Raw genomic sequence first — 15,171 nt, 5'->3', positions numbered from 1 at the left:
GGCCGGGGCAAGCCGTTCTTTTTCACCCCTACCCTACTTCCTATGCCACACGCCTACTCTCTCACTGGGCACCGACGTTATCTGGCTGGTATAGCCCTGCTGGTTCCGCTGCTGGGTACTCTGCAGGTTGCCACGGCCCAGACCACCCGCTACACCATCCGGGGCCGCGTGGTGGATGCCCGCGGCGAGGCCCTGCCCGGCGCTACCGTGCGTCTGCTCAACACGGTGCTGGGGGCCAGCTCCAACGCCGAGGGCACATTTGAGCTGACTTCCGGCCTTGCTCCCGGCACGTATCAGCTGGAAATCAGCTCGGTGGGCTATACCCCCCTGCGCCGTACCGTTGCCCTGGGTGCTGACCCTACCGTGACGGTACCCGACGTGACATTGAGCGAGGATCTGGTGCGCCTGAACGACGTAGTGGTAACCGGCACCTCGGTAGCCACCAGCAAAAAGCAGCTGGGCAACACTATTGCCACGGTTTCGGGGGCGGAGCTGCGCACGGCCGTGCCCACCCAGATTGACCAGGCTTTGCAAGGCAAGTTTTCGGGGGTGCAGATTACCCAGAACTCCGGCAACCCGGCCGGTGGCATATCCGTGCGCCTGCGCGGCCCCAGCACCGTGGCCGGCTCCTCCGATCCGCTCTACATCATTGATGGGGTTATCATCAACAACGACTCCCCCCAGCTGCTGGATCTGGGTGGCTACGCCCAAAACCGCCTCGTGGATATCAGCCCCAACGACGTGGAGCGCATTGAGGTGATTAAGGGCGCGGCGGCGGCGGCCATCTACGGCTCCCGGGCCAGCAACGGGGTGGTCCAGATTTTTACCAAGCGCGGCCAGGAAGGTAAGCCCCAGGTAACGGTGTCCTCGCAGTTTCTGACTTCCCAGATTCGCAAAACCCTCGACTACAACGACTACCCTTTCCGCTTTGCCAACACCGCCAACAACGCCGACCTGACCCAGGTACCGGTGCAGCGCTACGACCTGCAGAAGGATATTTTCCGCACGGCTGTGGGTACCGATAACTATGTATCAGTAACCGGTGGGGCGGCGGGCACCAAGTATTTCGCCTCCGGCAACTACTTCCGCAATCAGGGTATTGTGGAAAATACCGACTTCAACCGGGGCGGCGGGCGGCTGCGCCTCCAGCAGACGCTGGGCTCCAAAGCCAGCGTGAGCGTGGGCGCTAACTACACGCTCAGCCAGAGCCGGGAAGTGCCCAACGGGGGCATCAACGAGGCCTACGGGGCCCTTACGGGCTTTATTTTCGCCAACAACTACCTCAACCCGGCGCGAGACCCGGTAACGGGCCGCTACCCCAGCACCGCCGCCAACATTGCCCGCACCAACCCGCTGGAAGCCGTGGACCGCTTCGACTTCCGCCAGCGCACCTCCCGTTTTATCGGGGATGCGCAGCTGAACCTGACGCCATTTGCTGGCTTCACCATTGACTACGTGCTGGGCTATGACGCCAGCACCCAGGTGGCCACGGGCTTCATCCCCACCAACAGCACGGCTCCTACCTATAGCACCGGCCTGGCCCGCCGCGCCGACCGCACGGCCCTGCTCGTCAACAACGACCTGACCCTGGGCTACCGCCGCGACTTTACAGAGTGGCTGGCCAGTACTACTACCCTGGGCGGCACCCTGCAGTCGGAGCAGTCGTTGCAAACTGCGCAGCAGACCATCGGCCTCTCCCCGGTTATTCAAACGACGGCCAGCGGTACGTCGGTGGTGCAGAACCCGCGCTACCTCGGCGACTACCGCACCGAGCGTACCATTCGCGGGGCCTTTGTGCAGCAGACGGTGGGGCTCTACAACCGGCTGTTTCTGACTGGTGCGTTGCGCGTGGATGCAGCCTCCGTGTACGGCACTAAAGTCCGGACCCAGTACTACCCCAAGCTGAGCGCCTCCTACGTGCTGTCGGATCAGGAATTCTGGCGGGCGGGTTCCCTGGCCCAACTGGTGCCCCAATTCAAGCTGCGGGCCTCCTATGGGCAGGCCGGCAACCTCACGGCCATCGGCCCCTACGACCGGTTTACCAACTTCGACCCGGTGACGGTGGGTACGCTGCCGGGCCTGGTTACCTCCACTCTGCAGGGCAACGACCAGCTCAAGCCCGAGCGGCAGAAGGAGTTTGAGGCCGGCTTCGACGCCAGCTTTATCAAGGACCGGCTGGGCCTGGAGTTTTCGTACTACGATAAGCGGGTGGAGGATTTGCTGCTCCAGCGCGACCTGAACTTCAGCTCCGGTTTCAGCACCCGCTTTGACAACGTGGGTAACATGCGCAACAAGGGCCTGGAGCTACTGCTGCGGGCCACACCGGTGCAAACCGCGGCGGTGCGCTGGAACGTGACGGCCACGTACTCGCGCAACCGCAACCGCATCACCAACATTCCGAACGGGCTGGTGACCTTCCCCAACGGCTTCGGGCTGGTGGCGGCGGTGGAGGGCCAGCCCTTGGGAACTTACTACGGCACCTACTCCGCCCGCAACCCCGATGGCTCGCTGCTGCTCACGCCGGCTGGCCTGCCCCAACGCGAGCGGGGCATTCAGGGTACTTTCGGGGCGCCCAACACGCCCCTGCGCGCCGCCGACGGCCAGCCCTCCGGCAACCTGGTGAACGGGGTGCTGGGCGACCCAAACCCCGATTTTGTGGCCTCCCTCATCAACGAAGTCAGCCTGCTCGACAGCCGCCTCACCTTGCGGGTGCAGTTTGACACCCAGCAGGGCTTCGACGTGTTCAACTTCACCCAGCGCGTGGGCTCCCGCGACATTTTCGGGGGCCTGGCCCGCTACGAGCGGGAGTTGCGCGGCGAAGTACCCAAGGGCAGCAGCACGGCCACCTACAACACGTTTGATGTCTGGATTGAGGATGGCTCTTTTGTGAAGCTGCGCGAGGCTTCCGTCAGCTACCTGCTGCGCCCGAAGCTACTGGGCCTGAAAGATCTGCGCGTTTCGGTATCGGGCCGCAACCTCTGGGTGTTCACCGATTACTCCGGCTACGACCCGGAGGTTAGCGCTGCGGGCCAGAGCAACGCCGTGCGCGGCTTCGATTTCGTGGAAGTACCCATTCCCCGCACCTTGTCGGTGGGCCTGAATGCGTCATTCTAATTTTTCCGGCTTTTACTTCCTCTCGATATGAATTTCCGATTCCTCCGCCCATCATCCTGCTTGCCGGCTGGGGCGCGGCGCGGCTTGGCGCTGCTGCTGCTCAGCGGCCTGGGCCTGCTGGGTGCCTGCCAGCTCGATCTGCCCAACCCCAACGCCGCCACCGACGAGCAGACCCTGACCACGCGGGAAGGCGTATTCGCCCTGAGCGTGGGCCTGCGCCAACTCTACTCCACGGCGGCCCTGGAGCCCATTATCCTGACCACCGGTACCAGCAGCCGCGAGGTAAAGGGCATTACCACGTTTTTCAACGTTACCGAACTGGAGCAGGGCGGCGCCAACCTCTCCCCCAGCAACGCCAACACGTCCGCCCTGTTTGCCCGTAACTACCGCGTAGTTGGCGTGGCCGACCGCCTTATTGCTGCCGCCCCCACCGTGCTGGCGGCCGATGCGCCGGCCCGTAGTGGGGTGCTGGCCCATGCGTACTTATTCAAGGCGGCGGCTCTGGCCGGCGTGGCGCTGGGCTTTGAGCAGGGCCCGTTGACCACGGGCACGGCTCCGGGCTTCGTGCCGCGGCAGCAGTTGCTGGGGCAGGCCATTAGTCTGCTCGATCAGGCTGTGCAGGAGCTGACTGCCAACCCACCCTCTGCGGAGTTCACTACGCAGGTACTGGGAACCGACTTCAGCCTGCTCAACACCGTGCAGGCCTACCGGGCGCGCTTCAACCTGATGGCCGGCAACTACGCCGCCGCCCTCACGGCTGCCAACCAGGTAACCCTAACGGTGCGCTCGGGTTTCACTTACTCGGCCCAGAACCCCAACCCGGTGTACCAGTTCACGGCCCTGCCCGGCACCAATTTCCGCCCTCGTGACCGGTTTGGCCTCCCCGCCAGCCTGGTAGAAGCCGGGGACGGCCGCCTGGCGTTTTACCTCACCGGCCCAGTGGTAGTGGATGCCAACAACGGCAGCACCGACAACATCCGCACTCTGGCGGGCTTCTTCGGCACTATCAACAGCCCAATACCGGCCTACCTGCCCGATGAGATGCGCCTGATCCGGGCCGAGGCCAACCTGCGCGCCGCCACGCCCAATACCGCCGCCGCCCTCCTCGATATCAACGCGGTGCGTACCCAGGCCAGCGGCGACCCCTGGGGCGTGCACGCCAACCTGCCTGCCTACAGCGGCCCGGTTACGGTGCCCGATCTGCTCCTGGAAGTGTACAAGCAGCGCAGCGCCGAGCTCTACCTCTCCGGTCTGCGCCTCGACGACAGCCGCCGCTTCGGCCGCCCTGCTCCGCCTACCAGCCTCACGGAACGGACCCGCAACTTCTACCCCTACCCCCAACAGGAGCGCGTGAACAACTCCAACACGCCCGCCGACCCAGCCATTTAAACCGGTACCACATCAGCCAAAAAAGGCCGCTTCCTTATGGATAGCGGCCTTTTGCATTGTGCATCTACTTACTTATCCGCAGGGGAATGATGCTGAAACCCTGAATCTGCCGGGCTGCGGAGTCCTGAAATGTCACATCAAGCTGCACGTGCGGCCCGGGGCGCAAGCTGTCGGCGCGGTAGGTGAAGCCGACAAAGGGCTGAATGGTTTCTTCCTCCCGCAACCGGTACCCCAGCTTGTACAGGTCGATAACGGGGCCGTAGGTCCGGGCCTGGTCGATGATAGGCTGAGTGGCCGCCCGAAACGCCGGCAGCGGCATTTGCCGTTGGGTAACGGGGCTCAGCAGCTGATAGGCCCCCTCCCAGTTGCCGGCCAGCACCGCCAGCAGAAACTGCCGCGCCACCTGTACCTGCGACGATTTTACCGCCTGGGCCTGGGCCGGTTCTGCCAGCATGAATAACAGTAGCAGCAACCAGCCGATTGTTCGCAAAAAGTGTGTCTGCATAATTGGCTGCGCTGCAAGTACCACGCCAGCTAAGGGAGGGTTATTCTTTCTCCTGTGGTACCAGCACAAATACATCCTCCCCAGGACGCTTCATAATGTACTTTTCGCGGGCAAATTTCTCCAGCAGCTCCGGGCTACTCAGCAGCTCCGCGCGGTCCTTCTTCACCTTATCAATTTCGCGCAGGTAATACTCCTTGTCCGTATTCAACTCCTTCCACTTGGCGTACATATCGTACTGCTTGATGAAGTCGTTGGCATCAAACAGGAACATCCACACCAGGAAAGCCAGCCCCGCCAGAAAATAAAAGCTGCGCAAAAAGCGTGGTACCCGCTCAACTAGTTCCGAAGCACTCATAAGTCACCGATTACGCTGATTTTTCGCAGATGACGCAGATGCTGGCGTCACCTCAACAAATATCTGGTATTCCCCGCATTCCGTCCTCATCTTCCCCTACCCGCCGCTACTACACACCCGTAGCCGGCCTCATGCATCAACCTGCACCATTTCGGAAATACAAACGGCACCGTCGCCCGAAAGCAACGGTGCCGTTTCGCACACGGAATCCGCGTAATCCGAAAAATCCGTCTAAATCCGTGATTTACATTTTGCGGCCGGGGAAATAAGCCACTTCGCCCAGCTCTTCCTCAATGCGGAGCAGTTGGTTGTACTTGGCCATGCGGTCGGAGCGCGAGGCCGAGCCAGTCTTGATCTGGCCGGTGTTCAGGGCCACGGCCAGGTCGGCAATGGTGTTATCCTCCGTTTCGCCCGAGCGGTGGCTCATGATGCTCTTGTACCCATTGCGGCGGCCCAGGTTGATGGCGTCAATCGTCTCCGACAGGGTGCCAATCTGGTTTACCTTGATGAGAATGGCGTTGGCAATCTTCTCATCAATACCACGCTGCAAGCGGTTTACGTTGGTCACAAACAGGTCGTCGCCCACCAGTTGGGTGGTGCTGCCAATGCTGTCAGTCAGGTTTTTCCAGCCCGTCCAGTCGTCCTCGTCCATGCCATCCTCAATGCTGATGATGGGGTACTTCTTGGTCCAGTCGGTCCAGTAGCTTACCATTTCCGAGGAAGTCAGCTTGTCGCCGGTGCTCTTCTTGAAGTGGTAGTGGCCATCGGAATAGAACTCCGAAGCCGCCGCGTCCATGGCAATCATCACGTCGTCGCCGGGCTTGTAGCCGGCCGTCTCAATGGCCTGCAACACAATCTTGATAGCGTCTTCGTTGGATTTGATGTTGGGCGCAAAACCGCCCTCGTCGCCCACGTTGGTGCTGAAGCCCTGCTTCTTGAGCACGTTTTTGAGGTGGTGGAAGATTTCCGTGCCCCAGCGCAGCGCCTCCGAAAACGAAGGAGCGCCCACCGGCATAATCATGAATTCCTGGAAGTCGATGCTGTTGTCGGCGTGCGAGCCCCCGTTCAGGATGTTCATCATAGGCACCGGCAGCGTGGTGGCATTCACGCCCCCCACGTAGCGGTAGAGCGGCATACCGGCCTCGGCGGCAGCGGCGCGGGCAATGGCCAGCGAAGCCCCCAGAATGGCATTGGCCCCCAGGTTGGCCTTGTTGGGCGTACCATCCAGCTCCAGCATAATCTTATCGAGCAAACCCTGCTCGAACACCGAGAAGCCCACCAGCTCTTCGGCAATTTTGGTATTCACGTTTTCCACCGCCTTCAGCACGCCCTTGCCCATGTACTTGGCTTTGTCGTCGTCGCGCAGCTCCACGGCTTCGTGTTTGCCGGTGCTGGCTCCCGAAGGCACGGCCGCGCGGCCCACAGTGCCGCTTTCGGTGGTCACGTCTACCTCAACGGTCGGGTTGCCGCGCGAATCGAAAATCTGACGAGCGTGAATTTCGGTGATAATGCTCATGTGAAAGAGGTTGGTTGAGTAAGGAATACAACGCCGTGCCCCGCTGCACTCCGGCCCGCCGGGCCGCGGTACCGCGTTGCGGGGGCAAGGTACTCAATTGGTCGTTTTTGCCCAGTGCGAAATCCGGCAGTTGCCAAGCCAGCACCGAAAAAAGCGCATAGCGCACTACCCTTCCAGCCAGCGGCGAAATTCCGGGGTCTGGGCAGTGCTGGTAAGAAGCGGTGTGCCCGGCAACCCGCGCAGCGTTACGGCCAGGCGGTTGTTGAAGTAGGCCTCACTTTTCTCTACGAAGGCAATATTAACCAGCTCCGAGCGATTCAGCCGCCCAAAGCGGGTGGGGTCAAGCTGCCGCTCCAGCTCCGTGAGCGTGCCTTGCAGCGGGTAGCGGCTACCGGTGCGGTCTACCGCGAATACCACGCCTTCATCGGCCTGCATATACGCCACTTCTTCCACCGGGAGCACGTACAGGCCGTTGCGCATCCGCACCGAAAACCGCTGCTTGTACTGGGGCTGGCTGTTTTGCCGCAGGGCCTGGCTCAGCTCGTGGAGTACTTCCGGCGACAGCGCCGGGGCCGGACCGGAGTTGCCCAGGCTGGTTTTCAGGCCCTGATACTTGGCCAGTGCTTCCCGAAACTGCTCGTAGGTGAAAGGCTTGAGCAAATAGGCAATGCCGTTGCCACGAAAGGCGGGCAGCAGAAACTGGTCGTAGGCCGTAGTGAAAATAATGGGACAGGTCACTGCAAACCGCTCGTACAGTAGGAATACGTTGCCATCCAGTAACTCAATATCGGAGAAAATCAGGTCGGGCATGGGGTTGGTTTGCAACCAGGCCAGCGCTTTTTCCACGCTCCGCAGCACGGGCGGGGCAGCTTCAGCCACCGCCCCGGCCTGCCGCAGAAACTCTACCGTTTGGCGGGCGGCCAGCTCCTCATCTTCCAGAATCAGAATATCCATGTGGGTTGTCAATTACGCTGCTAAGCTGCCGCCCCCATTCGGCCTGGTGGTACAACTGGTACCGTTACAGTAAAGTGGGCGGGGCTTTGCTCCACCTCAATGTTGCGGCCCAGCAGCAGGCGGTACCGCTCCCGCAGGTTAGCCAGTCCCGTCCCCATCGACTCCACGGCGGTGAGCTTGGGCCGGCGAGGGTGCGCAACCGTCAGGGCCGCCTCCGTTATCATAATGGTGATGAGCAGCGGGTTCTCTTCGTCGCCGGCGTTGTGCTTGATGGCATTTTCCACCAGCAGTTGCAGCGTCCCCGGTACCACCAGCCCCCGCGGCAAACCTACAGTATCGGCTATTTCCTCCCGGAAGCTATAGGCCGCCCCGAAACGATGCCGCAGCAAATAGATGTATTCCCGCACAAATTGCAGCTCTTCGCTCAGCGGCACCACATCCTCTTCCTTGTAGCGGATCAGAAAGCGGTACAGCGCGGCAAAGCGGTTCAGAAACTCGTGGGCCTCCGCCGGGTCGTGCTGAATCAGGCCGCGCAGTACGTTAAGGTTGTTGAACAGGAAATGCGGGTCGAGTTGGGCTTTCAGATTGCGAAGCTCGCTTTCCGTCTGGGCCTGGCGGGTACGCAGCAGGGTTTGTTGCAGCTCTACGTACCGCTTACCGGTGAGCAGCACGGCCAGCAGCCCATAGCTTTTGGCGTGGGCCACCACCCCCAGCACTATGCGTGCCCCCGACAAGTCGATGCCGCGTCCCAGCAGACTTCCGTATAACAGCAGGTACAGGCTGCCGCTCAGCAGCAGTAGCAACGGCAGCTGCAACAGGCCACGCCACCAGCTCCGGCTCAGGAACAGGGGCAGAAACCATTCCACCAGCACCGCCACCATAGTCGTATCCAGCAGCACCGTCACGGCCAGCACCGGCAGCACCCGCCACCAGCCCCAGCCCGTATCGGCCACGTATTGCAGCAGCAGCACCGGCCCCACCACCGCCCAGTAACCCCCTATTAGCTTTGCATCGGAGCCGGTGCCCCACTGGCGCATCCCAGTAAGTTTCATAGTTACGTAGTCAGAGTGGGCAAGATACCAGTTCCCCCCGCATGGTGTCCGCTAGGGCACCAAGGGCGCAAGGGCCGGTGAGTCGCGCACCAGCACCAGGTACTGCACATATGCCGTAGCCGGCAAGTCGGCCCGAAACCGGACCTGCTGGCCAGCCGGAATACCCGGCGCGTACGTCACCCGGATGGGCTGCCGGTTCGTGGGGGCCGCCGGAGCGTTGAGCTGGAAGATAGTAGTACTACCCGGCCGCGTGCGGCGCTTCAGCTCGTCCAATCCTGCAATTTGCGTTAGGGGGCCGTCGTGGTTGAATTTGTTGGTAGCGGTGTACCGCTGGCCAGGAACCTGCCAGGCGGCGGGCAGAAAGCTGGTCGGCATCAGCAGCTGGCAATCGGCAAACACGCATAGCAACGACGCTACCTTATCCCGCACCGGCAGATTACTCTGGCGCACCAACCCGGCAAAAAGTGTAGTTCCGCTCTGTAATGGGCTCTGCAACACGTGCGCCAGCCCCCACATGCCGTACAGTTTCTCCCGTTCCAGGTGCAGCCCCTGATACAGCTCCCGGAAATTGGCAAAAATGTTCTGCTCCCGCACCATCATGTTTTGGCGGTCATAGGCCACGTTACGCAGCAAATGGTTCAGGTCGAACAGTGCGTTGTTAGCCTTGCTTTCTGCCAACATGCGCATGATCCGGGTAGCCCCCGCCGCCGCTGCCCTACCATCCGCCCGTTGCAACGCCATGGCTACCGAGTCGAGCGGCAGCCGCACGGCCGACGGTAATGCCAGCCCCCGCGTCAGTATGTGCAGATACTCGGCCGCCAGCGGTAAATCCTGCAACTGATCAAGCCCCAGCACCCGCACCCGCCGCTTGGCTGGCAGCGTCTGATTCCAGCTGCGCAGTCGCTGGAACTTGGCGCGCATCGCCGTATTGGCCCACTGCGACCCGTCGGCCTGCCAGCTGCGAAATATCAGGTCCAGGGTTGCTTCCTTCCCGGTACGCAGGTACTCGTTCAGGAAATAGGCTTTGGCACAGTCCACCTCTCCCACGTACGTCCGTACTCCCGCCCGCTGGTTCAGATGTTGCAGCAAGGCCAGGTCAATTTCCTGGGGGCGCTCCGTGCCGTGGGCTTCTCCCAGCAGAAACAGCTGATTGTCGTAAAAACCGGCCTCAAACGCCGGAAACGTTGTCGGCTGTCCGAGCGACACCGTAGCCTGCGGCACGCCCACGAATAGCGCCGTGTCCGGCCTGGTATCCTGCGCCCGGGTGGCGCCCACCAGACAGCAATGGGCCGCAAGCGTCAGCGCGGCTAGTCGGAATGCGGAGAGAGAGTACAGCATAATCAGGAAGAATAAGTGGTTGATTACCTCAAATCACTCCTTTCTGCCTCTCTTCCCTCATGCCATTCTTTCCAATCCACTGTTAGAACCATTGAATCGAGCAAAACGGCCAGCAAAGTAAAATAGAAAGGGGCTGCGCCATCTGGCGCAGCCCCTTTCAAAACGTAAGCTTGGCGCTTACCAAAGCAACTACTCAGCGGCTTTCTCCTCGCGGGTTTCGCCGTCTTTCAGTGTTTCGGTGGCTGTATCCTCGGGGGCCGAAACCTCCGTGGTAGCAGCTTTAGCCTTCTTAGCGGGCTTTGCTTCAGCAACTACTTCAGCCGAGGTACCAGCTTCGGTGGTAACGTCGCCAGCAGCTTTTTTGCTGCCGCCACGGCGCGAACGGCGCGTGGTAGTAGCCTTGGCTTCACCAGCATTTTTGGCTTCCAGCAGGGTGTCATTGAAGTCCACCAGCTCAATAATGCACAATTCAGCGTTGTCACCCAGACGGTTCTGGCTCAGCTTGATGATCCGGGTGTAACCACCAGGACGGCCAGCAATTTTAGCCGATACCGTGCCGAACAGCTCTTTCAGCACGTCTTTGTTGCCCAGTTCTGAGAACACCAGACGACGCGAGTGCGTGGTATCGTTCTTGGACTTGGTGAGCAGAGGCTCTACAAACTTGCGCAGTGCCTTGGCTTTGGCAACCGTCGTGGTGATGCGCTTGTGCAGAATCAGCGACGAGGCCATGTTCGACAACATGGCGTTGCGGTGCGAGGCCGTGCGGCCCAGGTGGTTGATGGTTTTACCGTGACGCATAAAAAAGAGAATATGTAGGCTTGCGGGCAACGACCACGGCGGAAAACAGCCTGACTAGCTAGCTGTCCTCACATTAGAACCGTTACCCCTCCGGGCCTACTAAGTTAAAAGTGTGATGGGGGTGCAAAGGTAGGAAATACCCAGGCAAAAAAAATGTGCTGCTGCGAAATTGTGCAGGAATGCACCAATTCAGCAGCAGCACATTAGCAGGCCAACGCCTATTCTTCGTCGAGCTTGTAGCGGCTCAGGTCCATCCCGAAGGTTAAACCCTTTTCCTCTACCAGGTTTTCCAGCTCCGTCAGCGACTTCTTACCAAAGTTGCGGAACTTCATCATGTCGGCCATGTCCAGCTGCACCAAGTCGCCGAGGGTTTTGATATCGGCGGCTTTGAGGCAGTTGTAAGCGCGCACGCTCAGGTCCATATCCGCCAGCGGCGTCTTCAGCACCTTACGCATGTGCAGCGTCTCTTCGTCCACAGTTTCCTCCTCTTCGGCTTTCACCGTTTCGAAGGTCATAGTGCTGTCCGAGAACAGCATGAAGTGCTGAATCAGGATGTTGGCAGCGCCTTTCAGCGCGTCCTCCGGGTGAATTGAGCCGTCGGTGTGAATCTCAATAACGAGCTTCTCATAGTCCGTCTTCTGCTCCACGCGGGTGTTCTCAATGCTATACTTCACATTCTTGATGGGCGTGAAGATGGCATCAATGGCAATCTGACCGAAAACCTGATCAGCCGGCTTGTTCTCCTCGGCGGGAACGTAACCACGGCCTTTCTGAATCGTGAATTCAAATTCCAGCTCGGTGCTGGGGTCCACGTTGCAGATAACCAGCTCCGGGTTTAGTACCTGGAAACCGGTCGTAAACTTGTTGATGTCGCCAGCCGAGAAGGTGTCTTGGCCTTTCACGCGCACCGTGATTTTATCCTCGATGGCGTCGCTCACTTTCTTGAAACGAACCTGTTTCAGGTTCAGAATGATTTCGGACATGTCCTCAATCACACCTTCAATAGTCATGAACTCATGCAGAACGCTGTTGGTGCGAACCGACGTGATGGCATAGCCCTCCAGCGACGACAGCAGGATGCGGCGCAGAGCGTTGCCGATCGTGACGCCGTAGCCTTTCTCCAGCGGTTTGAATTCAAACGTTCCGTAGAAGTCGTCGGATTTCTCCATTACCACCTTCTCCGGCATTTGAAAAGCTAAGATTGACATAAGTGGGGCGGTTTGTTAGTATTGAGTAAAAGGTATTAGGTAGTTAGACAAAATGTCCCAATACCCAATACCCAATACCTGAATCCATGTAAAAAGGTCGAAGCAGAGAAACGGCCCGGACTGCCGGGCCGTTCCAAAAATTACTTCGAGTACAACTCGACGATAAGCTGCTCCGTGATTTTCTCCGGAATCAGCTCACGCGAGGGGGCACTGATAAATTTGCCCACCATTTCTTTGCCGTCCCACTCCAGCCACGAGAAAGCACGCGCGTTGCGGGCGCTCAGGCTCGTAGTGATGGCCTCCAGCGACTTCGACTTCTCACGTACGGCAACAACGTCACCAGCGCGCAGTTTGTACGAAGCAATGTTTACAATCTCACCGTTCACGGTGATGTGCTTGTGCAAAACGAGCTGACGAGCAGCCCGGCGCGTCGGAGCAATGCCCAAACGGTACACCGTGTTGTCGAGGCGCGACTCGAGCAGGCCCAGCAGGTTGTCGCCGGTGATGCCGGGCATCGTGGCAGCCTTGTGGAACAGGTTCTCGAACTGCTTTTCCAGTACGCCGTACATGTACTTCACTTTCTGCTTTTCCATCAGCTGGACAGCGTACTCGCTCTGCTTCTTACGACGGCCACGGCCGTGCTGGCCGGGAGGGTATGCTTTTTTGGTGAGTGCCTTGCTTGGGCCGAAGATCGGCTCATTAAAGCGACGGGCAATCTTGGTTTTAGGACCAGTATAACGTGCCATTTCGGAGTTGTTGAGGGTTGAGGGGGTTGAACCGTTCGAACCGGGCAGAAACAGGCTTCGCAAGGGGGAGAAGCAGCTGCAGCAACCGGCTCAGGAAGTCCGCCAGGCGAACAGGTTCAATAAATCAAACGCGACGACGTTTGGGAGGACGGCAGCCGTTGTGGGGCAGCGGCGTCACGTCCTTAATGGTCGTTACCTCAATACCCACGTTACCCAGCGTACGGATGGCCGATTCACGACCAGCACCCGGACCCTTCACGAATACTTCGGCTTTGCGCATGCCCAGGTCGTGAGCAACTTTGCCGCAATCCGTCATAGCCATTTGAGCGGCGTAAGGCGTGTTCTTTTTCGAACCGCGGAAGCCCATTTTACCAGCCGATGCCCAGGAAATTACCTGGCCGTTGTTGTTGGTAATGGAGATGATGATGTTGTTGAACGAGGCCTTGATGTGTACCTGACCTACGGGTTCTACAACGACAACGCGCTTTTTGGCTTTGTCTTTTCTTTTTTGTGCCATTTGGTTATCGCAAAAAACTGCGGAAGGTGTTGGCTGAAATCAATTAAAAATTGAGAATTAAAAATTACAAGAGCGAGTAAGTTTACCCGCAACCAAAATTTTTAATTTTTAATTCTCAATTTTTAATTCACCGCAGGCCGATTCCCGCTACAGATTATTTAGTAGCCTTTTTCTTGCCAGCAACGGTCTTCCGCTTGCCCTTACGGGTGCGGGAGTTGTTCTTGGTACGCTGACCACGAACCGGCAGACCTTTGCGGTGACGCAGACCCCGGTAGCAACCGATGTCCATCAGGCGCTTGATGTTCAACTGCACTTCTGAGCGCAGCACACCTTCGGTCTTATACTCGGCGGCAATCACGCCGCGGATTTCACCGGCTTCGGCTTCAGTCCAGTCTTTCACCTTCTTGTTCAGGTCAACGCCTGCTTTGGTGAGGATCTGCTGGGCAGAAGGACGGCCAATGCCGAAAATGTAGGTCAGCGCGATTTCGCCGCGCTTGTTGTCTGGGATATCTACCCCTGCAATACGAGCCATGTGCTTTTGTAAAAAGGTCTGGTGCTACTAGCCCTGGCGCTGCTTATAGCGCGGGTTCTTTTTGTTGATCACGTAGAGCTTGCCTTTGCGGCGGATGATTTTGCAATCAACGCTACGCTTCTTTACGGAGGTTTTGACTTTCATGTCGTCGGGTTATTTGTAACGGTACACAATGCGTCCCTTCGACAAATCGTAGGGCGACATTTCGAGTTTTACCTTATCTCCCGGCAGGATCTTGATGTAGTGCATCCGCATCTTGCCCGAAATGTGGGCAATCAACTGGTGACCATTTTCCAGCTCCACGCGGAACATGGCATTGGATAAGGCTTCCAGGATGACACCGTCCTGCTCAATGGAAGTTTGTTTGGCCATAAGGCTACTGTAAGGCTTTTTCTATGTATTCGAAGGAGGTGAGGATTTCCGCCTTGTCTTTGCGAATTACTACGGTATGTTCAAAATGAGCCGATGGCTTCAGGTCTTTGGTTCGAAAGGTCCAACCGTCTTTTTCTAAAAAAATACTTTTGGTACCCAAGTTTACCATAGGCTCAATGGCAAGTACTAAGCCGCTCTGCAGTTTCAGACCTGCTCCGCGCTTGCCAAAGTTTGGAACATCAGGCCGCTCATGCAGCTTTTTTCCAATACCGTGGCCGACCAGTTCCCGTACTACGCCATACCCCTGTTTCTCAACGTGGTTCTGAATAGCATAGCTTATGTCGCCCATTCGGTTACCGGCCACTGCCTGTTCAATGCCCAGGTACAACGACTTTTTCGTTTCCTCCAGCAACTGAAGAACCTCGGGTGCTACCTCCCCTACCGGGTGGGTGTATGCACTGTCGGCATGGTAACCGTTGAGTTCAACTCCGCAGTCGATGGAAACAACATCTCCGCTTTTCAGTGTATAGTCGCCCGGAAAACCGTGCACCACTACTGAATTCGGGGAGATGCAGAGGCTGTACTCAAATCCTCTATACCCTTTAAACGAAGGCTTACCTCCATTATCCCGGATGAATTCTTCCGCCCGCTTGTCCAGCTCTAGCGTCATAACTCCTTCCCGAACGAGTTTGGCTACCTCACCGTGAGCTTGGGCAAGCACTTTCGCACTTGCCCGAATTAACTCAATTTCCTCCTCGGTTTTGTAAACAATCAT

16 protein-coding genes are annotated in these 15,171 nt (G+C 58.6%); 2 read left to right on the top strand and 14 right to left on the bottom strand.

Features of this window, described 5'->3' with window-relative positions; translation table 11 throughout:
- The first annotated feature begins 42 nt into the window (after window positions 1-42).
- Both EI290_RS05865 and EI290_RS05860 read left to right on the top strand, forming a co-directional pair.
- On the top strand, window positions 43-3,114 hold the full coding sequence (locus EI290_RS05865) for a SusC/RagA family TonB-linked outer membrane protein (protein WP_125427679.1): 3,072 nt from the start codon (window positions 43-45) through the stop codon (window positions 3,112-3,114).
- A gap of 27 nt (window positions 3,115-3,141) precedes the next feature.
- A complete protein-coding gene (locus EI290_RS05860) occupies window positions 3,142-4,503 on the top strand; it encodes a RagB/SusD family nutrient uptake outer membrane protein (protein ID WP_246008867.1) in 1,362 nt (453 codons plus the stop codon).
- A gap of 64 nt (window positions 4,504-4,567) precedes the next feature.
- Here EI290_RS05860 and EI290_RS05855 read toward each other — a convergent pair whose 3' ends face one another.
- The 14 genes from EI290_RS05855 to map all read right to left on the bottom strand — a co-directional run bounded on the left by EI290_RS05855 (window position 4,568) and on the right by map (window position 15,171).
- The gene (locus tag EI290_RS05855; protein WP_125427677.1) at window positions 4,568-4,957 is read right to left on the bottom strand and encodes a hypothetical protein; all 390 of its coding nucleotides are present in this window, start codon (window positions 4,955-4,957) and stop codon (window positions 4,568-4,570) included.
- A gap of 91 nt (window positions 4,958-5,048) precedes the next feature.
- Window positions 5,049-5,363, bottom strand: coding sequence for an FtsB family cell division protein (locus tag EI290_RS05850; protein WP_125427675.1), 315 nt, complete (start codon window positions 5,361-5,363; stop codon window positions 5,049-5,051).
- A 244-nt stretch (window positions 5,364-5,607) separates the two neighbouring features.
- The gene (eno, locus tag EI290_RS05845; RefSeq protein WP_125427673.1) at window positions 5,608-6,879 is read right to left on the bottom strand and encodes a phosphopyruvate hydratase; all 1,272 of its coding nucleotides are present in this window, start codon (window positions 6,877-6,879) and stop codon (window positions 5,608-5,610) included.
- 165 nt (window positions 6,880-7,044) lie between these two features.
- Window positions 7,045-7,833, bottom strand: a complete 789-nt coding sequence (locus EI290_RS05840; protein ID WP_125427665.1) for a LytR/AlgR family response regulator transcription factor — start codon at window positions 7,831-7,833, stop codon at window positions 7,045-7,047.
- A gap of 20 nt (window positions 7,834-7,853) precedes the next feature.
- A complete protein-coding gene (locus EI290_RS05835) occupies window positions 7,854-8,885 on the bottom strand; it encodes a sensor histidine kinase (protein WP_125427664.1) in 1,032 nt (343 codons plus the stop codon).
- Between the two features lie 51 nt (window positions 8,886-8,936).
- Window positions 8,937-10,223 (bottom strand): erythromycin esterase family protein, encoded by a 1,287-nt coding sequence (locus EI290_RS05830; RefSeq protein ID WP_125427663.1) that lies wholly within the window; start codon window positions 10,221-10,223, stop codon window positions 8,937-8,939.
- A 189-nt stretch (window positions 10,224-10,412) separates the two neighbouring features.
- Window positions 10,413-11,021 (bottom strand): 50S ribosomal protein L17, encoded by a 609-nt coding sequence (gene rplQ, locus EI290_RS05825; protein ID WP_125427661.1) that lies wholly within the window; start codon window positions 11,019-11,021, stop codon window positions 10,413-10,415.
- A gap of 218 nt (window positions 11,022-11,239) precedes the next feature.
- A complete protein-coding gene (locus EI290_RS05820; protein ID WP_125427659.1) occupies window positions 11,240-12,229 on the bottom strand; it encodes a DNA-directed RNA polymerase subunit alpha in 990 nt (329 codons plus the stop codon).
- A gap of 140 nt (window positions 12,230-12,369) precedes the next feature.
- Window positions 12,370-12,975, bottom strand: coding sequence for a 30S ribosomal protein S4 (rpsD, locus tag EI290_RS05815; RefSeq protein WP_125417677.1), 606 nt, complete (start codon window positions 12,973-12,975; stop codon window positions 12,370-12,372).
- Between the two features lie 124 nt (window positions 12,976-13,099).
- Window positions 13,100-13,492 (bottom strand): 30S ribosomal protein S11, encoded by a 393-nt coding sequence (gene rpsK / locus EI290_RS05810; RefSeq protein WP_044003231.1) that lies wholly within the window; start codon window positions 13,490-13,492, stop codon window positions 13,100-13,102.
- Between the two features lie 154 nt (window positions 13,493-13,646).
- Entirely contained in the window at window positions 13,647-14,024 is a 378-nt protein-coding gene (rpsM, locus tag EI290_RS05805; RefSeq protein WP_045688471.1) for a 30S ribosomal protein S13, read from the bottom strand.
- A gap of 27 nt (window positions 14,025-14,051) precedes the next feature.
- Window positions 14,052-14,168 (bottom strand): 50S ribosomal protein L36, encoded by a 117-nt coding sequence (gene rpmJ / locus EI290_RS05800; protein WP_044003233.1) that lies wholly within the window; start codon window positions 14,166-14,168, stop codon window positions 14,052-14,054.
- Between the two features lie 9 nt (window positions 14,169-14,177).
- Window positions 14,178-14,396, bottom strand: coding sequence for a translation initiation factor IF-1 (gene infA / locus EI290_RS05795; protein WP_022822146.1), 219 nt, complete (start codon window positions 14,394-14,396; stop codon window positions 14,178-14,180).
- 4 nt (window positions 14,397-14,400) lie between these two features.
- A complete protein-coding gene (gene map, locus EI290_RS05790) occupies window positions 14,401-15,171 on the bottom strand; it encodes a type I methionyl aminopeptidase (protein ID WP_125427657.1) in 771 nt (256 codons plus the stop codon).

Origin of the sequence: Hymenobacter metallilatus (assembly GCF_003944705.1) — a bacterium.
In the GTDB taxonomy this organism is placed as follows: domain Bacteria; phylum Bacteroidota; class Bacteroidia; order Cytophagales; family Hymenobacteraceae; genus Hymenobacter; species Hymenobacter metallilatus.
The sequence above is the reverse complement of the archived record's forward strand: the minus strand, read 5'-3'. Positions and strand labels throughout refer to the sequence as shown.